Here is a 23,711-nt window from a genome sequence, read left to right as displayed (position 1 = left end):
ATCTTATTGGTCTTTTTTGTCTTGGAATTATCAGCATGCGCGCGTTTCAAAGTCAGCAGTTATATTCATGGATATTGGGCGCGGGTATGGGATTGATGACCACTGCTACATTTGCTGTGCCTGAGGCTCAATGGGCAGAACCAAACAATTTGCAAGTCTATATGCAGCAAGTGATTGGGCAGCAGGGTTTGGGTAATTCCGAACAGTATCGTCATTATAAAAATGTGATTGAACTGAATCGGGTTTCGGCATGGATTCGGGAACAAATGCGAGTATTTGGAATTCCGTGTCAATTTCAAAATTATGTGGTCAATCAGCAAAGCTACCGCAATGTGGTGTGCAAATTGAATATCGGTGCTGCGCAAAAAACGATTTTTGGTGCGCATTACGATGTTTATGGGCAGCAGCAGGGGGCAAATGACAACGCTTCTGGCGTTGCAGGTGTAATCGAAACAGCACGAATTTTGGCGCAGGAAAAGAATAAACTTAGTCAAAATGTTGAATTTGTTTTTTATACCTTGGCAGAGCCACCATTTTTTAAAACCGAGTCGATGGGCAGTTTTATACATGCCAAATCTGTGCAGGCTGAAAAGGAAAAAATCCGTGCGGTGTATGTGCTGGATATGATTGGTTATTACGATAAAAATTTGGTGCAAAATTACCCAATCGGTTTAAAGTGGATTTACCCAAGTCATGGCAATTTTATTGCGGCATTGAGCAATATGCAGTCACGTGAAATGAGTGCAACCTATTGCAATGCGATGCAGCGTTTGAATCAATTGCAATGTGAGCGTGTGGTCGCACCGACTTTCGTCAAGGGCATGGATTTTTCAGATCATTTAAATTATTGGAAATATGATATTCCTGCCATTTTAATTACCGATACAGGCAGTTATCGCAGCACACTTCGCCATACCACAGGTGATACTTTAAAAACAGTAAATTTTGAAAAAATGGCACATGTCGTGAATGGCTTGGTTGCACAGATTTTATCACCTTGATGATTGATCGCAGCGCATAAAAAACGCAGCCCTGAATTGAAATAGGACTGCGGTTAAAAGGTCATCCACCTGGAGATATGGATGACCAGACCATGAAGCACACTTCAATCAAAAGCGTCTGATCAATTTATCGGTCTAAATAGACCAAACAAGAAACATACAGCGCGATGTATCTTAAATTTATATATGTGGATGGTTTGCCTATTTTTCAAGGAAATTGAATTAAAAACAGACTATCCATTTTAAAAATAATTAAAAAATTATTCAATTATTTTAAATCCAGAATCTAAATACAACAAAAGAGCACCGAAGTGCTCTTTTGAGATGTTCTATGCTTAAAGCAGAGTAACTTGCTTAATGACGTGCGGCTTTGCCTGCTGCTACTGGCTTCACAATCGGTGCCTTGGTTAAAGGCTTAGGCATACTGGTCAGTGCCAAAGGCAAGATTTCATCAATGCTTTTCACAGCCTTGATTTCCAAACCTTCTTTGACATTGTCTGGAATTTCAGACAAGTCACGCACGTTTTCCTGTGGGATAAATACCAGTTTGATACCACCACGATGTGCCGCAAGAAGTTTCTCTTTCAAGCCACCAATGCGCATTGCACGACCACGTAAGCTGGTTTCGCCTGTCATGGCAATATCAGGACGAATTGGAATATCTGTAAATGCAGATACCAATGCCGTAGTCAATGCCAAACCTGCAGATGGACCATCTTTAGGTGTTGCACCTTCTGGCAAGTGTACGTGTACATCGGTTTCGGCAAATACATTGGCTTCAATGCCTAAACTGTCGGCACGGGTACGCACAACGGTCATCGCGGCTTTGATTGACTCTTGCATCACATCACCCAATGAACCTGTGGTGATGAAATTACCTTTGCCTTTCATGGTTGCCACTTCAATGGTGAGTAATTCACCACCCACTGAAGTCCAAGCCAAGCCATTTACACGACCCACTTCGGCTTCTTCTTCTGCCATACCATAGTCAAATTTGTGTGGACCAAGGTAGTCAGGCAAGTTTTGTGAAGTCACATCTACCTGTAGGTTTTTGGCTTTTTTGCTGACTGCTTCTTTCACCACCTTACGGGCAATTTTTGACACTTCACGTTCCAGACTACGCACACCTGCTTCACGTGTATAGCGCTGCACAATGTCACGAATCGCTTCTTCATGAACCGTCAATTCTTTAGCACGCAAGCCATTATTTTTGATGGCTTTAGGGACAAGATAGCGTTCTGCAATATTCACTTTTTCATCTTCGGTATAACCCGGTAGACGAATTACTTCCATACGATCTAACAGAGCTTCTGGAATATTCATGCTGTTGGCAGTACAAATGAACATCACTTCAGACAAGTCTAAGTCTAGATCTAAATAGTGATCATTAAACTTGTTGTTTTGTGATGGATCAAGTACTTCTAACAAAGCAGATGCAGGGTCGCCACGGTAATCCTGTGCCATTTTGTCAATTTCATCGAGCAAGAACAGTGGGTTCTTCACACCAACTTTAGTCAATGACTGCACAATTTTACCCGGCATCGCACCAATATAGGTACGGCGGTGACCGCGAATTTCCGCTTCATCACGTACGCCGCCTAGCGCCATGCGCACGAACTCACGTCCAGTGGCTTTTGCAACCGATTCACCCAGTGAGGTTTTACCTACACCCGGAGGACCGACTAAGCACAGAATTGGACCTTTGAGTTTTTTCACGCGCGACTGCACAGCAAGGTATTCCACAATACGGTCTTTGACTTCATCTAAACCGTAATGGTCGGCATCTAAAATTTCTTGTGCTTTCGCCAAGTTAATGCTGACTTTGCTGGCTTTGTTCCATGGCGTATCTAAAATTACTTCCAGATAGTTACGTACCACAGCCGCTTCGCTAGATGCAGGTTGCATGGCTTTTAGCTTACGGAACTCAGCTTCTGCTTTTTTGCGGACATGTTCTGGCAAGTCTGCTTCGGCCAGACGTTTTTCAATTTCAGCGACATCATCTTCCGCACCGCCGTTCATATCGGACAGTTCGCGTTGAATGACTTTCATCTTCTCATTCAAGAAGTATTCACGCTGATTTTTTTCCATCTGGCGTTTAACAGAGTCATGCAAGGTTTGCTCAATCTGCTGTTCTTCAGACTGTTGCAATAAATAAGTCATTAACTCGGTCAAGTGAGCTTCAAACTCATCGTGCTCAAGGAATTTTTGTTTGACATCAATATTCAATGGCACACGGGTTGCAACAAAGAACAACAACTGCAATAAATCTTCAATTTTATTGGCAGCAGCAATCAGTTCACGTGCATTGCGTAATTTTGCTTCTGCATATTGCGCAAATAAGGCACGTAATTCTTGCAAACGTGTTGCTTGGGTATTTTCATCCATCGCAACAGTCATTGGGCTCAAGCTGTGTTCTGCAGTCAAATACGCGTCTTCATCAATAATTTTTTCGAGTTTGGCGCGGTATAAGCCTTCAATCAGAACTTTGATACAGTTTTCATCATTTTCGTGATTCACAACTTGCACAATCTTCGCGACAGTACCGTATTGATATAAATTGTCGTGATCAATTTCTTCTGTAAGCGAATCTTTTTGCGCAACTACAAATACTAGATTGTCACTGTTACGAGCCACATCAACTGCATTGATCGATTTTTCACGACCTACAAATAGCGCGATTTGCATGTGTGGATAAACCACCACATCACGTAGCGCTAAAAGCGGTAATACACTTGGAACCTGAGGCTCTAAGGTTTCTTGATTCATAATAATTTCAGACATGGGCACTCCTAATGAGTGACAACGGTGTTGCCATGTTTTTAATAGTGATGGGTATTTTTTAAAATACAAGGGCAGGTCAACACAAATTGTTTAAAAAGTAGCTAAATATGTGATTTTAAATTGATCTATTCAGTCAAAATGATCAATTTAGCGTTTCAAGGTGCGTTTAAACTGTAAAAAATGTTGTGGAGTTAGTAAGGCATCTACAGGTTGATCCCAATTTTCACGTGGCAAGCGTGTATGAATTAGCTGAAAATCATGTGCAATCCCTAAGCGATAAGGATGCTGCGGGGCAGAGGCTAAAGTGCGGTCATAATAACCACCGCCCATTCCAATGCGGGTGCCATGCGTATCGCAAGCCAATAAGGGCATCAAGACTAAATCTAAATGGGAGATGTGTTTTCCGCGACTTGTTCTTGGTTCTTGCATCCCCAAACGATGATGGGCAAAGCGACGCTGACGATATTGTTGTGGGGTGATTTGTACCCACACCAAGTGTTGATTCATATTGCAAATCATGGGCAAATACACTTGTTTGCTATGCGCGAAGCAATATTCAATGATGCGGTGTGTATGAATTTCACCAAAAGCATGTAAATACATACCTACTTTTTTTGCGTACTGAAATTTTGGCAGTCGTATTAGCCGCTGCAAAACAGCTTGCTGTGCGTGTTGCTGTTGGGTGCGCGTGACCGCTCTGCGCTGTTGTCGAAGCTGTTTACGCAAGGTTTTAAGTTCCAACAACTGCATCTCGGCACATCCTTATATTCTTGAGTTTAAATGCTTGAATGGGTATGGGATTACTGTCATTTCATCGACAAAAACAAGCTTTTATCATACTTGGCATTTTAACAGGATGTGATGCTGTATTTCTGTTTATCTGAAACTTGACCTGCTATCGGATAGTCTAGCTCGAACCCTAGACGCAAAATTACAAAAACTCTTATGCTATTGCCCAATCAATGCCACGCCAACAATCTTCAAGATCGCTTCAAGATGGATTAGGCAGGCTTCAGTTAAAAACAACAAATATGTAAAAACACAAGCCAAAACAAAAACAACACTTTCATTTTGCTGTTCAGGGAGAACAAGAACATGAATTATTCCAACAAGGTGTTTAAACATCTACTTCAAGGCGTGCTGGCTTTAGGAAGTTGTGTCAGCGCACAAAGTTATGCAGATTCGACCTATTTACCGCAGCCACCGAATACCCAACAAGTCTTTTTTGTCGGCAATAACTGGGATGGCACAGTGACGGTGATTCACCCTTCACAAGACTTTGGCAAAGTGGGTGTGGTCAATATGATTCCTGACCGCAAAGAGCGTTTATTAGAAATTCATTTAAATCCAGTGAAATTGATTGCCTACACTTACATTCAACAAACTGCAGGTGAGGGCAATGACCAGTTGGTGGATGATATGTATTCCACGCCAGATGGACAGTCGATTGTGGCTTCACGTCCAAGTTTTGCCGATGTAGTATCCATCAACATTAAAACGGGCAAAATTAATTGGCGTACGCCAGTCGAAGGTTTCCGCGCAGACCACATGGCGGTTTCACCAGATGGACAACGTGTTGCTGTGTCGGCATCGTCAGGTAATGTGGTGCATGTTTTAGATATTCATACAGGTAAAGAATTGGGGCGTTTTGCAACAGGGGATAAGCCGCACGAAAATATTTACTTTGCAGGTGGAACGAAAATCTTAAACTCTGCGATTGGTAACGTAGAAACTTCGATGGATGCACAGTGGCAAGATTTTACCAAAGGTAAGCGCTTTATTACCATTGCCGATGCCAACAATTATAAAGTTCTGAAAAAAATTGATTTCCGACCTGCGTTAGATGCCTTTGGACGTAAAGATTTATCCAACTCAGTGCGTCCTATGGTGCTAAGTAAAGATGAAAGCAAACTTTATGCGCAGGTTTCATTTTTTAATGGTTTGGTGGAATACGACTTAAAAACCGATAAAGTCACGCGTATTGGACAATTACCGGGCAGCAGTACAATTCCAAAAGACCGCAGCAAATGGGTAAATGATTCACGTCATCATGGTTTATCCATCAGCGCAGATGGCGAAAAACTCTGTGTGGCAGGCACGATGGATGATTACGCGACCATTGTAGACCGTCAGAGTTTAAAAGCAGGCAAACTGATTCCTGCAGGTAAACCATATTGGGCAACCCGTAGCCCAGATGGAAAAAGCTGTGTGATTTCAGAAAGTGAAACCGATGTGGTAACGGTGATTGACTTTGCTACGGGAGAAAAAGTCCGCAGTGTGCCAGTGGGGAATCACCCACAGCGAGTGCGTTTGGGTTATGCACCAAGCGATTGGTCGACGCCGTAATTTTTAAGCCGATCATAACAGGCAAAGCATGCTAAGGCGATCAAGACGATATTTGAATTGAGCGCATTTTAGGATGGTTTGCTTATGGAGCATGCACATGAATGGGACTCGATGGCTCGGTATTGGCTTTTTTGTTTTGGCGGTCGCGGTGTTGTTTACCGTGGTGTATGTGTTTCAACCACCGAATAAGACTGTTTCGGAAACAGTGTGGGTGAAACCGAACACGGCTTCCACAGAGATAGAAACAACGCAAAGTCTATATTCAGATGAATCTGAAAATGTACTGGAAACAAACGCTATGCTAGAGCGTGCTGCGGTATCTGCAGTTGAAATGCAGCAATTAATCCAGCAACGTGATCAGTTGTATTTAGGCTTTAAGCAAATTAGTACAGGTTTAAGCCAAGGGCAAAAGCCTGATTTAAACCGTGTACAAAGTATGTTGCTACAGCAGGAACAATTGGTACAAGCAGGCGTATTAAGAGCAGAAGATGCAATGAACTATAGCCAGTTTTTAAAGCAAATTTTACCTGAAATTGCAGGGCAAATTGATTTGCATATTTCGCGTTTAAAGCGCCTGAACGTGGTGACAGGTTAAGCCACAGTAAGGTGTGAGTTGCTGTTATAAATACACGATGACGCCATTGTTGCAGTCAATAATGGCGTTATTTTTTTGTCTAAAAAATTCTTTTAATCCACATGTTTTTAAGCCGAATAGCGGCCACTTGAGCTGAATTTATCCATGATTCCTTTGATTAAGCGTTCAATTCATCTTAGAAGAAAGCACACGTATTTTCCTGTATTAGACGAAAGTTGTATAAGGCTGTGCCGAATAAATTTGGTTTTTCCTTCCTTTTAAAAACTACAGAAAAAACAAAGTTTAAATTTTTCTTCACCGTATTTTTTATGCTGCGAACAAAGATCATCTTTATTTAAATTGGTATGACCATTTAAATAAATAACCAGACCAATGTTGACATTTATTTGTATAAAACTATTATTTGTTGCAAATATTAAGAGTATTTTGATTTTTATCTTAATATTGGTCAGACCAAAATTAGAATTTTATCTATATGCTTAGACCTATGTTTACGTTTGAGTGAGCATTTCAAGGAGATGACAATGCTTCAACATTGGCAACAGATCTACGATCCAATGGCAAATATTTGGATTTCGAGTCTTATTGCATTAATCCCGATTATCTTTTTCTTTCTGGCATTGGCTGTATTTCGCTTAAAAGGAAGTGTTGCGGGAACAATTACGGTTATTTTGGCGTTATTGGTGTCGTTATTTGCCTATGGCATGCCTGCACCAATGGCTTTTGCTTCATTGATCTATGGCTTTTTCTACGGTTTATGGCCAATCGCATGGATTATTATTGGCGCATTATTTTTATATAAAATCTCTGTAAAAACAGGGCAGTTTAACATTATTCGCTCATCTATTCTGTCAATTACAGAAGATCAGCGTCTCCAGATGCTACTAGTGGGCTTCGCGTTTGGCACATTTTTAGAAGGTGCAGCGGGCTTTGGGGCGCCAGTGGCAATTACTGCTGCTTTGTTGGTGGGTTTGGGTTTTAAACCTTTATACGCTGCGGGTTTATGTTTGATTGTGAACACCGCACCTGTTGCGTTTGGCGCAATGGGGATTCCAATTATTGTGGCGGGTCAGGTTTCGGGTGTAGAAACCATGGAAATTAGCCAGATGGTTGGGCGTCAGTTGCCATTTATGGTGCCTATTGTGCTGTTCTGGATTATGGCAATTATGGATGGCTGGCGCGGTGTGAAAGAAACTTGGCCTGCAGTGTTGGTGGGTGGTGGTGCTTTTGCGATTGCACAATACTTGACCTCTAACTTTGTTGGACCTGAGTTACCTGACATTACAGCCGCAATTGCCTCTTTGATTAGTTTAACGGTCTTATTTAAATTCTGGCAGCCAAAACACATTTTCCGTTTTAGCGATGCAGACACCAAAGTGGATGCCAACTTAGTTGCAGAACAACAGCAAAAATACAGCATCGGGCAGATTGTTAAAGCATGGTCACCTTTTGCAGTGTTAACGGTGATGGTCACTATTTGGAGCATCAAGCCGTTTAAAGATTTATTTGCCAAAGATGGCGCAATGCACGACTGGGTAATTTCCATCAAAGTGCCATTTTTACACCAACTGGTGCAAAAGATGCCGCCTGTGGTCGCTGATGTTAAAGACTATGATGCGATCTTTAAGTTCGATTGGCTTAGCGCAACTGGGACTGCGATTATGATTGCGGCCATCATCACCATCATTTATTTAAAAATGAAACCGCGTGAAGCTGTTAAAACTTTTGCTGAAACCATCAACGAGCTAAAAACACCAATTTATTCTATTGGGATGGTGTTGGCGTTTGCATTTATTGCCAATTATTCAGGTATGTCTGCGACTTTGGCACTGGCTTTGTCACACACAGGCAATGCTTTCACATTCTTCTCGCCATTTTTAGGCTGGATTGGGGTGTTCTTGACAGGTTCAGATACTTCAGCCAACGCCTTGTTTGCTGCCTTGCAAGCCACAACCGCACAGCAAATTGGTGTACCAGAAGTTCTGTTGGTTGCTGCCAATACCAGTGGTGGGGTAACAGGCAAAATGATTTCACCGCAATCTATTGCAATTGCCTGTGCGGCTGTTGGTTTAGTCGGTAAAGAATCGGATTTATTCCGCTTTACCGTGAAACACAGTATCACGTTCACCGTAATGATCGGTATTATTATCACTCTACAAGCTTATGTGTTCCCATGGATGATTCCATAACCACATGCACAAGAGGATAGCCGCATGAAAGTTTCCGACAAAGTTGTTCAAGACCTGCGCACACTGGTTGAAAAAAATCAGATGCAAGTCGGAGACCGATTGCCTGCCGAAAGAAAGTTATGTGAACAACTCGGGGTTTCCCGTTCCTCTTTGCGTGAGGCTATTCAGCAATTGACCAGTCAGGGCATGCTGGTCAGCAAAGTTGGAGCGGGTACTTTTTTGCAACAACTGCCTACCAATTGGTCGCAATATCAAATTGTGCAGCCTTTAAGTAACCTGATTGATGAAGATCCTGCTTATCGTTTTGATGTGCAGGAAGCACGAATGGTGCTTGAAGGTGGTACGGCATGGTATGCCGCACAGCGGGCAACTGCTGAGGATTTGAAAAACATCCGTGCCTGTTATGAGCAAATCGCCCATTTTCAAATTTTAGGTGATGACGATCAGGCAGCAATTGCCGATGCCAAGTTTCATTTGGCAATTGCCGAAGCATCGCACAATTTGGTGCTCATTCAAATGATGCGCGGCTTATTTGATTTGTTGCAATACAACGTAGTTTTGGGCAGACGCAAAGTCTATACCGAAGCCCACCGTTTCGATCAGTTGCACGATCAACACTTTCAAGTGATGGATGCAATTGAACGCCAGGATCCAGAAGCTGCCCGTTCGGCAGTGTGTGGACATATTGAATTTGTAGTTCAACAAGTACGCATGATAGACGAGGAAGATGCGCGTCGTCAGCGTGCGAGTCGATTAAACAGGATAGCGCCATGATTATTTCTTCTGCGAATGATTACCGCGAAGCAGCCAAACGCCGTTTACCGCCATTTTTATTTCACTATATTGATGGAGGTGCGTACGCGGAACAAACGCTGAAAAGAAATGTGGAAGACCTTTCACAGATTGCCTTGCGCCAACGTGTTTTGAATGACATGTCGGCTTTGAGTTTAGAAACCACCTTATTTAATGAAACCTTGTCAATGCCTGTGGCTTTGGCACCTGTGGGTTTAACGGGCATGTATGCGCGCCGTGGTGAAGTGCAGGCTGCAGTTGCAGCTGACAAAAAAGGTATTCCGTTTACTTTATCTACCGTGTCGGTGTGCCCAATTGAAGAAGTGGTGCCTGCCATTTCACGCCCAATGTGGTTTCAATTATATGTATTACGTGACCGTGGTTTTATGCGCAATGCCTTGGAACGTGCCAAAGCAGCAGGCTGTTCAACCTTAGTCTTTACGGTAGATATGCCTGTGCCTGGCGCACGTTATCGTGATGCACATTCGGGCATGAGTGGTCCAAATGCTGCTATGCGCCGCTATATGCAGGCAGTGATGCATCCAAACTGGGCATGGGATGTTGGCTTACTAGGTCGTCCGCATGACTTGGGCAATATCTCTAAATACTTAGGCAAACCAACAGGACTTGAAGATTATATTGGCTGGTTAGGCAATAACTTTGACCCATCTATTTCATGGAAAGACTTGGAGTGGATTCGTGAATTCTGGGATGGCCCAATGGTCATTAAAGGCATTTTAGACCCAGAAGATGCTAAGGATGCTGTTCGTTTTGGGGCTGATGGAATTGTGGTGTCCAATCACGGTGGTCGTCAGTTAGATGGTGTGCTCTCGACTGCACGTGCTTTACCGCCAATAGCCGATGCAGTAAAAGGAGATCTAAAAATTCTAGTGGATTCAGGTATTCGTAATGGCCTAGATGTGGTGCGCATGTTGGCGATGGGTGCGGATACTTGTATGCTCGGACGTGCCTTTATTTATGCACTAGGTGCAGCAGGTGGGGCGGGTGTGAGTAATTTACTCGAATTGATTGATAAAGAAATGCGAGTCGCAATGACCTTAACGGGTGCTAAAAACATTCAAGCGATTAACTCAGATTGCTTGGTACAACTTGAGCGTGAACTGAAAGGCTAAATTGCCAACAGGAGCGATCAATCCATCAACCGATGCATTTGGCTGAATCGCTTAATTGTATTTTTCACCTTGTTTCAGGACTTGTACACTATGCCACAGACAATTTCTTCTGCAACACAATTTGATGCTGCAGCAACCCTCAAAAACTTGGTCGATATTGTGGGAAAAGCGCATGTATTGACCCATGAATCAGATACTCGTTTATATCGTCAAGGGCGACGTTTTGGCGAAGGACAGGTTTTTGCGGTGGTCACGCCAGGTTCTTTATTGCAGCAGTGGCAAGTGTTACAAGTGGCTGTGGCAGCAGATTGCATTATTATTATGCAAGCCGCCAATACTGGACTCACGGGTGGTTCTACCCCTTTTGGTGATGACTATGATCGTCCTGTAATTTTGATCAACACCCAACGTTTAAAAGGTATTCAGCTCATCAACGATGCCAAGCAAGTGATTTGCTTGCCTGGTGCAACATTGGATGCTTTGGAACAGCAATTGGCGCCGCATCAGCGTGAGCCACACTCAGTCATTGGTTCATCTTGTATTGGCGCTTCAGTGTTGGGCGGGGTATGTAATAATTCAGGTGGTGCATTGGTCAGACGTGGTCCTGCCTATACTGAGTTGGCCTTATATGCACAAGTCGATGCACTGGGCGAGTTGCAACTCATCAATCATTTGGGGGTGAATTTAGGGAACTCGCCAGAAGAAATTTTAACCAAACTTGAGCAACAACAATATCGCCCTGAAGATATTGAATATTCGGAACATTGTTGTGCTTCAGATCAGCGTTACGTGCATGATGTTGCCCAAGTCGATGCCGATACGCCTGCACGGTTTAATGCCGACCCGAGCCGTTTGTTTGAAGCTTCGGGTTCGGCAGGTAAAGTCTGTGTGTTTGCAGTGCGTTTGGATACATTTGAGAAAATTCCGAGTCAGGTGTTTTATATCGGCAGCAATCAGCAGGATGATTTAACCGCGATTCGCCGTTTTTTATTACGTGATTTGCCGCGTGTACCGATTGCTGGCGAGTATATTCATCGAGATGCCTATGACATTGGTGCAGAATATGGCAAAGACAGCTTCTTGTTTATCGAGAAGTTTGGCACCAGTAAAGTACCTGCAGCTTTTGCCATGAAAGATAAAGTTGATGGTTTTCTAACCCGTTGGGGCATGCGTGGATTGTCGGATAAAGTTTTGCAAATGTTCACGAAACTACTGCCAAATCATTTACCAGAACGCATGAACCAATTTCGTGATTTGTATGAACATCATTTAATTTTGCGCATTGAGCAGCAAGATGTTGCGGCAGTACAGCAGTTTTTAATGGATTATTTTATCACGCGCAATTCCGGCAGTTTTTTTCTATGTAATGAAGATGAAGGCCGCAAGGCTTTTCTGCATCGCTTTGCAGTGGCAGGTGCTGCAATTCGTTATCGTGATACACATCGAAATGAAGTGGAAGACATTGTTGCTTTAGATATTGCGTTAAGACGTAATGATCAGCAATGGGTTGAAACCTTGCCCGAAGAGTTGGAGCAGGCGATTATACATAAGTTGTATTATGGTCATTTTTTATGTCATGTCTTTCATCAGGACTATATTATTAAAAAAGGCGTAGACCCGTTGGCGATGGAACATCAAATGTGGTCATTGCTTGATGCACGTGGGGCAGAGTATCCTGCAGAGCATAATGTTGGGCATTTATATGTGGCGAAGCCTGCCTTAAAGCAGCATTATCAAAAATTGGATCCGACCAATTGTTTTAATGTGGGCATTGGGCATAGCTCTAAATTAAAAGCTTGGCGTTAAATAAGGATGAAAACTGAGCAGTGAAACTGATTCTAAGGAAAGATGGATATGTTTAAGTTAGATAGCAAACTGCTACAGATTTTTTACTATGTATATAAATTAAAAAATGTGTCTGCAGCAGCAGATGCATTGGGCATGAGTCAGCCTGCGGTTAGTAACTGTTTAAATAAAATTCGTCAGCATTTTAATGACCCATTATTTTTAAGGGTTGGCAATGAAATGTTGCCTACAGAGTTGGCGAAACAGATTTTTTCACCGATTAGTGAAATTATTAATAAAATTGAAACGGTCAATAATTTTAAAGTCGATTTTGATCCGACACATTCCGATCAATTATTTACCTTGGCAATGACCGATGTTTCGCATTTGGTTTTATTGCCAAAACTGACCAAGTTTTTAAAAAAATATGCACCTTCAGTGCGGATTAAAATTCGTCCTATTACCCGTGAAACCAGTTATCAAATGGCAAATGGTGAAATTGATTTTGCGATTGGTTTTTTACCTGAGTTAGAGCAGGGTTTTTATCAGCAGCAATTATTTTTACAATATTATGTGGTGATTAGTCGTAAAGATCATCCACGTATTTGTGAAAAAAGTTTAGATGTTGAAGCTTATATTCGTGAATCGCATGTCGATGTAGATACCAGTATAGGTCACTACCATATTGAAAATGAATTAAGCAATCGTGGTTTAAGACGTAATATTCTAATGAGTATCCCAAGTTATTTAGGGGTCGGTTTAATTGTGCAAGAAACCGATATGATTGCGACAGTGCCTTATTATTTAAGTGAGGTGTTATTGGCACGCGGGAATTTACAAGTAGTGAGTGCGCCTTTGAATTTTCCAACCTATCCTGTACGACAATATTGGCATACGTCTTGTCATCACCAAACCAGTCATCAGTGGTTAAGAAAAGTGATTTTTGATTTGTTTAGTCAGCATCCTTAATTAATCGTATTTAAAGTAAAATTTTTATAATTTTTTAAATTATCATTCGCTAATTCCCTCATCTTCAAAAGAGCAGGCTAGGCTGAGGGAATTAGTGATTCTTTTTTATAAGGCAATAAAACTAAATTTCTGCCCACGATTTTGATTGCAGCTATACATTTTCATTTTTCCATTATAAATATCTAAACATTTGCCTGTATCTGCACTACGAATACGCTGACCATCGAGATACCATTTTTGGTTACTTTGTCCATTACAGGTATAAGCAATTACTTCAGCACCATCATGTTTCTGTTTTCCTGCTACATCTAGACATTTACCTTGCACGGTAATGCTTTGATCAGGATGGAAAATAAAATGCTGATTGGTACCATCATGACAATGTGAAGTCTGAATGGAACGTTGATTACTGCGACTAAAATCTACGCAGCGACCATCATAGGTTTTAATTTTGACTTTTTGTTGCCATGTTTGTGCAGGATAAGGCATAGGTGTTGGCATATAAATGGTTTGTTGTGCAGGACGTTCTACAGGTGTACTTGCTGGAATTTGAGGTTGAATGACGATATTGGGAATCTGCCCCGATGCTGTTCCGTCAACTACAATACATGCTGTTAAAAGTGAGCAACTGCTTATAGTGAAAAGTGTCTTAAACATAAGAGAAAACAATTTATTTATTAGGTGGATAGGATAAATTTAAAGCATGGAATAAATATTTATTTTTTGTAATTTTATGAGTAATTGACCCTAAAAATTTATCGAATAGACAAGGTTTTCAGCAAAAAATAAGAACGAAAAAATTCAAGTTGTCTTTATTTGTTATTAGTCGGTGCATTCTTAGGAAGTGTGTGGTAGAAATTGTATTTAGAGGATATATTTCTGATTTAGTTTGTGGTCAGCAACAAGCGAATTATCCAATTTGTTGAATTGAACATCAAAAATTCAACTATATTGCTTTAAAATTATGTGATTGAGTTGTAAAATTATGTGTTAAAGTTGGCAATTGTCACAGTTTTTGAATTTTTGGGGTAGGAACTGTTGAAACATTTTTTACTACGACTTGGATTGGATCTGCGTAAACTTATTTTAATTTCCACAATTTTAAGTGTATCAGGCTTATTTGTCGTAAGTATTTTTATTTTAAATTATGTAATTAAACAACAATTAATTCAAAATTCACTTTCGATCAATGAAAAATATGCAGAAAAAATTGCCACCAGTGCCAATCAACATTTTTCAGATATGCTGCAAGAGTTGGATTATAGTGCACGTTTATTAGAAAAAAAATTTTATAATACACAAGTTAGAAAAGAAGAAGTAAAACGCTTAAAAAATCAATCGAATAATTTTAATAGTGTTTTATTGGTAGAGCAGAATAAACATATTTTAGCTTATGCACCTAATACATTAAAACTTAATTTTAATCAGGCTTATAGTACCATTGGTATTGATGGATCTATTGAAAAAAAGAAAACTTATATTTCATCTCCCTATTGGTCTATAAGTAATAATTTAATCGTCATGATGTCACAACCTATTTATAATAAAACACATCAATATTTAGGCTTAATCAGTGGTACGATTTATTTACAGGAGCAGAACTTGATTAATACCATGCTCAATACTCAGTATGATTATAAAAAAAGTTATATGTATGTGATTGATCAACATAATCGTATTATTTTTCATCCAGATAAAAAGCGAATTGGTGAAAAAATTATCAATAATACAGGTTTGGATTATATTAATAAGAATACAAAGGGATCAATTCGTTTAAAGAATAGTTTAGGTATAGATAATTTGGCGGGTTTTGCACATATTCCAAGTGTAAATTGGATTGTAGTTTCTCAGCAGCCCACAGATGATTTACTTGCACAAGCTAATACGCTGATTTTTAAAGTATCGATTGGAATCTTCATTTTTTACTTTTTTATTTTTTTATTGATTTGGTATATCTCAAGCTTTATTTCTTCACCTTTGAACCGCTTGGCACGTATGGCAAGTATGCTCAATCATGCGGACATTGAAAATAAAATTAAAGAAGTTGATCCGTGGTATTTCGAGGTTTTAAAGTTTAGAACCTTATTATTAATGAGTTCGGAAACCTTTAGTGATCGGATTGCGGAGTTAAAACATCGTGTCAATACGGACCCATTAACAGGTTTATATAACCGTCGTGGTATGCAATTATTTTTAAATGAACTGCTAGAGACTCGTACCGAATTTGCAGTATTAGCCATTGATATAGATTTTTTTAAGCAAATTAATGATCAGTATGGGCATGATCAAGGTGATGTGGTACTTAAAACGCTCGCGCAAATAATGCTAACTAATTTTAGGGAACAGGATGTTTGCTGTCGTAGTGGCGGTGAAGAATTTCTAGTTTTAATGACGACTGCAGATGCAAATGTGGTGTATAAAGCTGCAGAGCGGCTTAGAAAAACCATGCAGGAAACTACGATTAATCAGATGGGTCAAATCACCATCTCTGTTGGCATCGCTTTTTGGCCTCGAGATGCAGAAGATGTTTCTGATGTACTGAAACTTGCAGATAATAAATTGTATGAAGCTAAACATGATGGGCGTAATTGCACAAAGTCTACGGCTACATGAGAATTTGGATAGATTCCTATTCAGCTAACACAGAGGCATGCGATGGAAAAAGATCAAGATCCAACGATTGTGGTTGAAGACAGTCCTGAACAAGAAAAATATGAACTTCTGAAAGAAAAGCTGAAATACAAACAAGCGGAGCGCGAAAACTCTAAAAAGATTGATCATAAACAAGTACGGCTGAATATTCAGGCCGATGCCTTGCCAAGCAAAACCTTTTTTATAATGAATGCTTTGGCAGCTATTATTGCAGGCTATGGTTTATTGTCTAATTCAGCTGCAGTGGTGATTGGTGCAATGCTGGTTGCGATGATGCTTGGTCCCATTTCAGGTATGGCTTTAGCATTTATTGATAATCGATGGTTGTTTTTTAAAACAGCATTTAAAACCTTAGTTTTAGGTGTGTCGATGATTGTCAGTATTGGCATCATTTTAGGTCTTATCAATATTAACTTACCTATCACCCATGAAATTCTGTCTAGAACTCAGCCTACCATTATGGATTTAATGATTGCACTTGCGGGTGGTGCAGCAGGGGCATTTGCAGCCGTTTCACCACGTCTGTCTGTGGCTGTTGTTGGCGTTGCAGTTGCGACTGCTTTGGTACCGCCGCTGGTTGCAAGTGGCATATTAATTGCGCATCTGGAATGGAAACATGCAGCAAATGCTCTGCTGTTGGCACTGACCAATATTGTTGCTATTCAAATTAGTTCTTCACTGGTGTTATGGGCAGCTGGTTTTAGACGCGGTTCAGATGAAGAAGTAAATAGCACAGTAATTGAATTTATTAAAAGAAATATCGTGAGTCTTTTAGTACTTTTTGCGCTGGGTATCTATTTAAGCTTTAACTTTATGATGATGTTAAATAAACAGATGTATGAACATCAGGTAGAAAGCTTGATTGAAAGTCAATTTAATCAACATAATAATTTGATTGATACGGTGCAGTTTGATCGGCGTAAAGAGATGACTTTAATTCGCGTAGTCTTGCGTGGAGATATAGCGCCAAAACCTCAACAGATTTCTGCATTGAATCAAAAATTAGCACAAGACCCACGTGGAAAACCAAGTGTGGTTCAAGTGCGCTTTATTCCTGTGCAAATTATTCAAGCCAAAGAAAGTCCTGATTTTGATATTAAGCAAGTTGAAGCCGAGCAATTGATACAACCTTAGATTCAACAATAAGAAATTGATGGTATTTACAGCTTACTTTGGTAGTGTTCAAAAAACTGTGTCATTTCCTTAAACTGTTAAAAACAGGAATGATGCATTATGGCAACTACATTTGATTTTGAAACAGCCTTAAAACAACTCCAGTCAGGACAAGCACTGACTGGAGAAAATGGCATACTCACCCCTTTAATTAAACAGCTGACCGAAGCTGCTCTTGAAGCAGAAATCGAGAATTACATTGAAGCGAATCCGAAACAAGGTAATCGCCGCAATGGCTATACTCGCAAGACAGTAAAATCTACATCAGGTTCATTTGAGCTTGAACCCCCTAGAGATCGAAATGGTGAATTTGAGCCACAGTTAGTTAAAAAGAACCAGACCAAATTATCAGAAGAAATTGACAATAAAATCATATCACTCTATGCACTTGGTATGAGCTATCGTGATATTCAAAAGCATGTTGCTGATATGTATGGATTGGAGATTTCAGATGGTGCTATCACCAATATTACAGATAAGCTCCTCCCTCAGTTACAAGCATGGAAACAACGCCCACTCGATACAATTTATCCCTTTGTTTGGTTAGATGCCATACATTACAAAGTGAAGGATAAAGGTGTTTATGTGAGCAAAGCGATCTATACCATTTTAGCTTTAAATGTTGAAGGTAAGAAGGAACTACTCGGCTTGCATTTGTCGGAAAGCGAAGGGGCGAACCATTGGCTTAGTGTACTGACAGACCTACAAAATCGTGGTGTTCAGGATATTCTGATTGCCTGTGTAGATGGACTAAAAGGTTTCCCCGAAGCCATAGCAGCGATTTACCCTCAAACAGAAATACAACTGTGTATCGTTCATCAAATCCGTAATTCTTTACGCTATGTTGCCAGTAAAGATCAGAAGGCATTTATGGCTGATTTAAAGCCAATTTACCGTGCTGATACCAAAGGGGCGGCAGAAGTAGCACTGGATGAGCTAGAAGAAAAATGGGGCGAAAAATATGGTGTGGTCATTCAGTCATGGCGTACCAAATGGCATCTACTATCCGCCTATTTCAAATACCCTAAAGCGATTAGGAAGCCGATTTACACCACCAATGCCGTTGAAGCCGTACATCGTCAATTCCGCAAACTAACCAAAACCAAAGGAGCTTTCCCCAATGAGGATAGTCTGATGAAATTGCTGTATATTGGTATTCAACAGGCATCAGAAAAATGGACAATGCCTATTCAGGAATGGGGACAAACGATTACTCAATTATCCATTTACTTTGAAGGTCGATTAGATGATATAATTAAAATCTAGTCAAATTTACTGACACAGAATTTTGAACGCCCTCCTTACTTTAGATGGAGTCTTATTATTCAATAGGGCACTCATAATGTTACATATTACACCGATTTAATTTAATAGTCTCAAAAGGTTATAGTTAAGCCAATTTTAAGCTAAACCACTTAACATCCGATTTATTTCAAATCAGATTCACTATGCTTCCACGCTCTCCTTACAAAGGCACTTCTGGTTTACAACGGATTTTGAATGCCACAGGCTATTCTTTGGCAGGCTTTAAAGCCGCCTTTCAAAATGAAGCGGCATTTCGGCAAATCATTCTGATTAATTTACTGCTGATCCCGCTCAGTTTTTTCATGCCTGTCAGTCGTGTTGAACAAGTGCTCATGATTGTGGTGTGTTTACTTGCCATCATTGTCGAACTGATTAACTCTGCTATTGAAGCCGTGGTCGATCGTGTTTCGATGGAGCAACACCCCTTGTCTAAAAATGCCAAAGATATGGGCAGTGCAGCGCAATTTGTTGCTTTGGCAATTATCACATTGACTTGGGGCGCATGCCTGATTCCTGCTTAATCCTTCAAAAAAGCATAAGACAGACTTTAAAATAGATAGTGAGTTGAGTAATCCTCATGCGGCATCAGCATTCAAAATTTTTACTTCTTCAAGCAATTTTACTCCTTCTGAGTTTGCTGATATTGCTCAATTTTTTTAGCGTTGCAGGCACGCTAGATTTACACCTAATTCAACCTTTTATAGATGCACATGCAGAATTTCCACTGCGACAAAATTGGGCATTGGCTGTATTAAATCATCGGTATGTCAAATATATCCTCATTGCGGTATATCTGAGTTATTTACTGGCTTGGTTGCTGTCTTTCAAATTTCAAAAATTACGTGCTCGACGTTGGGAGTATGGCTATTTCTTTTGGATGGTGGTGATTTCGACCAGTGTGATTGCAATACTTAAATCGCAGTCGGCACATGCTTGCCCGTGGGATATGAGCATTGCCACAGCGCATGGTGTTCGGCGGGATTTAAGTGCAACGGCAGGGCATTGTTTTCCAGGGGGGCATGCCTCAAGTGGTTTTGCTTTATTGGTAGGATATTTTGTTTATCGGGTTGCTCAACCTAAACGTGCTTATTTTTTCTTGATTGCGGCTTGCATTTTAGGCATGGGGATGGGCTGGGCGCAAATGATGCGCGGGGCACATTTTTTTAGTCATAATCTTTGGACAGGCTGGATTACTTGGTGTTTGAACGTAGTCGCTTATGCGTTCTTGGCGCATAAATTGCCACAATCAAAATCTAAATTAAAACCCGATCTTAACGCATCGGAAATTTAACCTGCACACATAAACCACCTAAACTGGCACTTTTAGAAAACTCTAAACTTGCACCTAAGCGTTGGGTGGCTTTATCTACAATAGATAAACCTAAACCGCTGCCAATTTCTGCATGGTTGTGAATACGGTAAAAACGCTGTCGAATTTGATTGAATAGTGCGGGGTCAATGCCTGCACCACTGTCTTCAATTTGCAAAATTGCATGTTGTTCTTGCTGAAAAATAGTCACATTGATCACGCCTTGTTTGGGCGTATATTTAATCGCATTATCAATTAAATTATAAATAATGGAATGCAAAGCAGAACTTTGCCCATGAATATTCAACTCTTGGCGTTGTTCGACACCTAAATCAATATCTTTTTGCAATGCCAATTGAATAAGTTGTTCCACACAGGCAATGGTCATTTGATTTAAAGATAGGGTTTGATCGTTTTCAATTAGACTATCTGAGGCATCTTGCTTGGCTAAGCTTAATAACTGATTGACCAAATGCTGTAAACGCAAAACCCCTTGGCTTAAATTATTGAGAGCATCACTATGTGGAAATTGCTGCAATAAAATTTGTACTTGTAAATTAAGTGCGGTGAGCGGGGTACGTAACTCATGTGCAGCATCGGCAACGAACTGGCGCTGTTCCTGCTGTGCGGCAGAAATTCGCGTAAATAACTGATTCATTTCCTGAATCGTGGGTGCAAGCTCGACAGGATAATCCAACATGTGAATCGGGCTGAGATCCTGCGCTTTACGACGTGCCAATTCGCTTTTAAAGTCATTGAGCGGTTGGAAATTATGACGAATGAGCCAACCCAAAGCCAAAAGGGCAAAGGGTAAAAATAGTGCGTAAGGAATAAACATATTTGCCGCTAACTCTAAAGCTAAATATTGGCGCACAGAGTTTTGCTGGCTAATTTGAATTTGTAGATTTTCCTGCGGCAAAATATAGGTATGCCACAGTCCAGATTCAGTTTGATGATTATAAAACCCTGGTTTTTCTACGGGTTGTAGCAACACACCTTGAGGGTGTAATTGTGGTGTTGCATCGGTATAAGACCAAATATCGACAAATAAGTCTTCTTCACTATATCTCTGATTTAAATTGATTTGGCTTTGTGTAGGTTCTGGATGGTTTGCTGCAATGCGTTCCGCCAAACTTTGCATTTGTGCATCTAAAATTTCATTCATTTCTTCTAGGGCAATTCGATACGCTGCAAATACCAAAACGCAGCCCAACATGACACTAAAGATAGAAACATAAACAATCAGACGTTTTTGCAAAGAGTAGGATTGCATTAAATTTGCCCTAAACGGTAGCCCAAACCACGAATGGTACGAATAAAGTCCTTGCCAAGTTTGGCGCGTAAATGGTGAATATAGACTTCAATGGTGTTGCTGCTGACTTCACTGTCAAAATCATATAATTTATCTTCTAAATTACTTTTAGAGAAAATTTTATTAGGGTGGCTGACCAAAGCCATTAAAATTGCCCATTCACGATTCGACAATTCGATATATTCACCTTTGAATTTTGCCAAATGTTGTTCGGTATCTAAGACTAAATCGCCATAACTTAAAATATGTGCGGTATCGTTTACAGGATTTTGTGCGCCGCTACGTCTGAGCAGGGCATAAATTCGCGCCAGTAATTCATCAAATTCATAGGGTTTAATTAAATAATCATCTGCACCCTGATTTAAACCATCCACCCGTTGTTGCAATTGATCACGCGCAGAAATAATCAGCACGGGCAATTGTGGATGTAACTGGCGAATGTTTTTTAATACCTGCATGCCGTCCATCATGGGTAAGCCTAAGTCCAGCAACACCAACTGGATATCTTGCTGCTGTAATTGCTTTAAGCCATCAATCCCGTTGTTCACCCAAGTAACATCAAATTGCTGTAACTTGAGCAAGGTTTGGGTCGATTCGGCAATCATAAAATCATCTTCAATGATTAATATTTTAGGCATGTGATGACTCGTGCTGCGGTTGAGTGGTAGATGGGGCAGAACATTCATTCAGCATATCATTTTTCGGATCAATCACTTGGCTTTTTACATCTAGTAAGCTCAATAAACTTGGGAAAAGATTGTCCTGACTCAATGCTGCTTGGCGTTGTGCTTTTAAGCAATTCACTTGCGCGGAATTTTGTTGTTGCCAAGCTTCTGAAAACCACATCAGCATCGGTACATGAGTTTGTTGAGTCGGTGCCATAGAATACGGTGCGCCGTGTAAATATAAACCATGCTCGCCTGTCGATTCACCATGATCAGATAAATACCAAAAACCAGTTTGATAGTGTTTTTGTTGCTCTAAAGTTTGAATCAACTGACTTAAAACATGGTCGGTATACACAATCGAGTTGTCATAGGTATTGCGTAAGGCATCGGCACTGCAACCCTGAATCGCATTGCTGTTACACGTCGGTTGGAAGGGTTGATAAGCTACGGTTGAGCGTTTGAAATAAGCAGGTCCATGACTGCCCATTTGGTGCAAGATAATTAAATGTGAACGTCTGTCTTTCGAGTCAAGCTGAGCAAGATAAGCCTGTAAACTGTCCACTAAAATTTCATCTAAACATTCACCGCTAGCATCACACCATTTTTGTTTTAGCGCTGCAGGAATTTGATATTGCTGCACCCGATCACAGGCACCTTTACAGCCTGAATTGTTATCAATCCAAGTGACTTGATAACCTGCACGCTGAGCAATATCCAGTAATCCTTCACGGTGACTTGCCAGTTGTTCATCATAATTTTGGCGTGGCATCCCCGAGAACATGCACGGCACAGAAACAGCCGTGGCTGTACCACAAGAGCTGACTTGAGTGAAATTAATCACAGGCAGCTTAGAGAGTTCAGGGTTGGTATTTTTTGCGTAGCCATTCAGCGAGAAGCTTTCGGCACGTGCAGTTTCACCAACCACCAACAGCATAATTTTGGGTGCTGTGCCTGTTTGCGCACGTTGAATTAAATGTGCATCTTCACCATAGCGCAGCAGCGGCAAATTCTGTTTGGGTGCTTTCTTTTTATAATACGATAGACTAGAGGCAATCGCATTTTGTGGAGAAAGCATGCCTTTTAAATCACGATGCTCGCGGAAGATTGCAGCATAATCCACATAAAAACAGAACAATAAACCCAAAATCAGCACAATCGAAACTACACTGCCTAAAGTCTTTTGCAGTAATTGACGGGCAAAATGAGTCGGCTGAATTTTAACAGACCACACCAAGACCAATGGCAATAGTACAAACAGCACACTCCAAACCACTAAGCGTACAGACAAAAGATCACGTACTTCACGTACATCGGTTTGCAGCATATTTTGAATTTGGTCTGCGGTAATCACTACGCCCAAGCTATTAACAAAATAAGCGCTGAATCCACCGACTACAATCAAAATACTGGCTAATATTTTGGCATTCCAACGCCAGTTTAGCCATTGCAGCAACAGATGATACGCCGATACGATGACGATCACAGTTGCAATCAATAAGCCTATGGCTTTAATGCCCTGATAAGGTGTGAATTGTTGAATTTTCTCATAAAATCCATAGTTCAATACCAAGCCTAACCATAGGGCAAGCAGTAGATTGAAATAGAATAAAGAAATCGGTTTTTGCCAAAAGCGTAGTCGGGCAAAGATAGATGGAGCAAGTGGTGATTCGGGCTGCTTAGACATTGTCAATGATTCAAAAG

General features: G+C 40.7%; 19 protein-coding genes. 13 read left to right on the top strand and 6 right to left on the bottom strand.

Going from position 1 to position 23,711, the window contains the following annotated elements; all coding sequences use genetic code 11:
- Window positions 1-35 precede the first annotated feature (35 nt).
- Complete coding sequence (locus FTU39_RS01995) at window positions 36-1,001, top strand: M28 family peptidase (RefSeq protein ID WP_371971487.1); 966 nt, start codon at window positions 36-38, stop codon at window positions 999-1,001.
- Window positions 1,002-1,355: 354 nt separating this feature from the next.
- On the opposite strand, the gene lon is transcribed toward FTU39_RS01995, so the two are convergent.
- Window positions 1,356-3,782, bottom strand: a complete 2,427-nt coding sequence (gene lon / locus FTU39_RS01990; protein WP_131260796.1) for an endopeptidase La — start codon at window positions 3,780-3,782, stop codon at window positions 1,356-1,358.
- A gap of 147 nt (window positions 3,783-3,929) precedes the next feature.
- On the bottom strand, window positions 3,930-4,526 hold the full coding sequence (locus FTU39_RS01985; protein ID WP_026438444.1) for a 5-formyltetrahydrofolate cyclo-ligase: 597 nt from the start codon (window positions 4,524-4,526) through the stop codon (window positions 3,930-3,932).
- Window positions 4,527-4,877: 351 nt separating this feature from the next.
- Here FTU39_RS01985 and FTU39_RS01980 point away from each other — a divergent pair, with 351 nt between their 5' ends.
- From FTU39_RS01980 to FTU39_RS01950, 7 genes are all read left to right on the top strand, one after another.
- Entirely contained in the window at window positions 4,878-6,128 is a 1,251-nt protein-coding gene (locus FTU39_RS01980; protein WP_096902747.1) for a YncE family protein, read from the top strand.
- A 97-nt stretch (window positions 6,129-6,225) separates the two neighbouring features.
- Complete coding sequence (locus tag FTU39_RS01975; RefSeq protein WP_004970693.1) at window positions 6,226-6,723, top strand: hypothetical protein; 498 nt, start codon at window positions 6,226-6,228, stop codon at window positions 6,721-6,723.
- Window positions 6,724-7,241: 518 nt separating this feature from the next.
- Entirely contained in the window at window positions 7,242-8,912 is a 1,671-nt protein-coding gene (gene lldP / locus FTU39_RS01970; RefSeq protein WP_179988566.1) for an L-lactate permease, read from the top strand.
- Between the two features lie 24 nt (window positions 8,913-8,936).
- Window positions 8,937-9,686 (top strand): transcriptional regulator LldR, encoded by a 750-nt coding sequence (gene lldR / locus FTU39_RS01965; protein ID WP_004970689.1) that lies wholly within the window; start codon window positions 8,937-8,939, stop codon window positions 9,684-9,686.
- Complete coding sequence (lldD, locus tag FTU39_RS01960; protein ID WP_016659249.1) at window positions 9,683-10,837, top strand: FMN-dependent L-lactate dehydrogenase LldD; 1,155 nt, start codon at window positions 9,683-9,685, stop codon at window positions 10,835-10,837. Before lldR ends, lldD begins: the two co-directional genes overlap by 4 nt.
- A 90-nt stretch (window positions 10,838-10,927) precedes the next feature.
- Window positions 10,928-12,643, top strand: coding sequence for a D-lactate dehydrogenase (gene dld, locus FTU39_RS01955; RefSeq protein ID WP_035311162.1), 1,716 nt, complete (start codon window positions 10,928-10,930; stop codon window positions 12,641-12,643).
- 48 nt (window positions 12,644-12,691) lie between these two features.
- Window positions 12,692-13,591: a LysR family transcriptional regulator gene (locus FTU39_RS01950; protein ID WP_004970549.1), complete on the top strand. Its 900-nt coding sequence runs from the start codon at window positions 12,692-12,694 to the stop codon at window positions 13,589-13,591.
- Between the two features lie 105 nt (window positions 13,592-13,696).
- Here the strand turns inward: FTU39_RS01950 and FTU39_RS01945 are convergent, their stop codons facing one another.
- Window positions 13,697-14,248 (bottom strand): ricin-type beta-trefoil lectin domain protein, encoded by a 552-nt coding sequence (locus FTU39_RS01945; protein WP_019837853.1) that lies wholly within the window; start codon window positions 14,246-14,248, stop codon window positions 13,697-13,699.
- A gap of 381 nt (window positions 14,249-14,629) precedes the next feature.
- On the opposite strand from FTU39_RS01945, the gene FTU39_RS01940 reads away from it, so the two are divergent.
- The 5 genes from FTU39_RS01940 (at window position 14,630) to FTU39_RS01920 (ending at window position 20,012) form a co-directional block, all read left to right on the top strand.
- Complete coding sequence (locus tag FTU39_RS01940; RefSeq protein WP_180051650.1) at window positions 14,630-16,204, top strand: sensor domain-containing diguanylate cyclase; 1,575 nt, start codon at window positions 14,630-14,632, stop codon at window positions 16,202-16,204.
- 42 nt (window positions 16,205-16,246) lie between these two features.
- Entirely contained in the window at window positions 16,247-17,377 is a 1,131-nt protein-coding gene (locus tag FTU39_RS01935) for a TIGR00341 family protein (protein WP_004970544.1), read from the top strand.
- Between the two features lie 99 nt (window positions 17,378-17,476).
- Window positions 17,477-18,682 (top strand): IS256 family transposase, encoded by a 1,206-nt coding sequence (locus FTU39_RS01930; protein WP_179996062.1) that lies wholly within the window; start codon window positions 17,477-17,479, stop codon window positions 18,680-18,682.
- 182 nt (window positions 18,683-18,864) lie between these two features.
- Window positions 18,865-19,242, top strand: a complete 378-nt coding sequence (locus FTU39_RS01925; RefSeq protein ID WP_004970542.1) for a diacylglycerol kinase — start codon at window positions 18,865-18,867, stop codon at window positions 19,240-19,242.
- Window positions 19,243-19,298: 56 nt separating this feature from the next.
- Complete coding sequence (locus FTU39_RS01920; protein WP_178866525.1) at window positions 19,299-20,012, top strand: phosphatase PAP2 family protein; 714 nt, start codon at window positions 19,299-19,301, stop codon at window positions 20,010-20,012.
- On the opposite strand, the gene FTU39_RS01915 is transcribed toward FTU39_RS01920, so the two are convergent.
- The 3 genes from FTU39_RS01915 to FTU39_RS01905 are packed head-to-tail and all read right to left on the bottom strand — an operon-like array spanning window position 19,993 to window position 23,694.
- Window positions 19,993-21,303: a HAMP domain-containing sensor histidine kinase gene (locus tag FTU39_RS01915; RefSeq protein ID WP_178866527.1), complete on the bottom strand. Its 1,311-nt coding sequence runs from the start codon at window positions 21,301-21,303 to the stop codon at window positions 19,993-19,995. The genes FTU39_RS01920 and FTU39_RS01915 overlap by 20 nt on opposite strands.
- Window positions 21,303-21,980: a response regulator transcription factor gene (locus FTU39_RS01910; RefSeq protein WP_178866529.1), complete on the bottom strand. Its 678-nt coding sequence runs from the start codon at window positions 21,978-21,980 to the stop codon at window positions 21,303-21,305. Before FTU39_RS01910 ends, FTU39_RS01915 begins: the two co-directional genes overlap by 1 nt.
- Window positions 21,973-23,694 carry a phosphoethanolamine transferase gene (locus FTU39_RS01905; RefSeq protein WP_180051649.1) on the bottom strand — a complete coding sequence of 574 codons (1,722 nt, stop codon included), beginning with the start codon at window positions 23,692-23,694 and terminating at the stop codon, window positions 21,973-21,975. The genes FTU39_RS01910 and FTU39_RS01905 overlap by 8 nt, the downstream gene beginning before the upstream one ends.
- Window positions 23,695-23,711: the final 17 nt, after the last annotated feature.

This window comes from Acinetobacter sp. YH12099 (genome assembly GCF_013419195.1).
GTDB lineage: Bacteria > Pseudomonadota > Gammaproteobacteria > Pseudomonadales > Moraxellaceae > Acinetobacter > Acinetobacter towneri.
The sequence above is the reverse complement of the archived record's forward strand: the minus strand, read 5'-3'. Positions and strand labels throughout refer to the sequence as shown.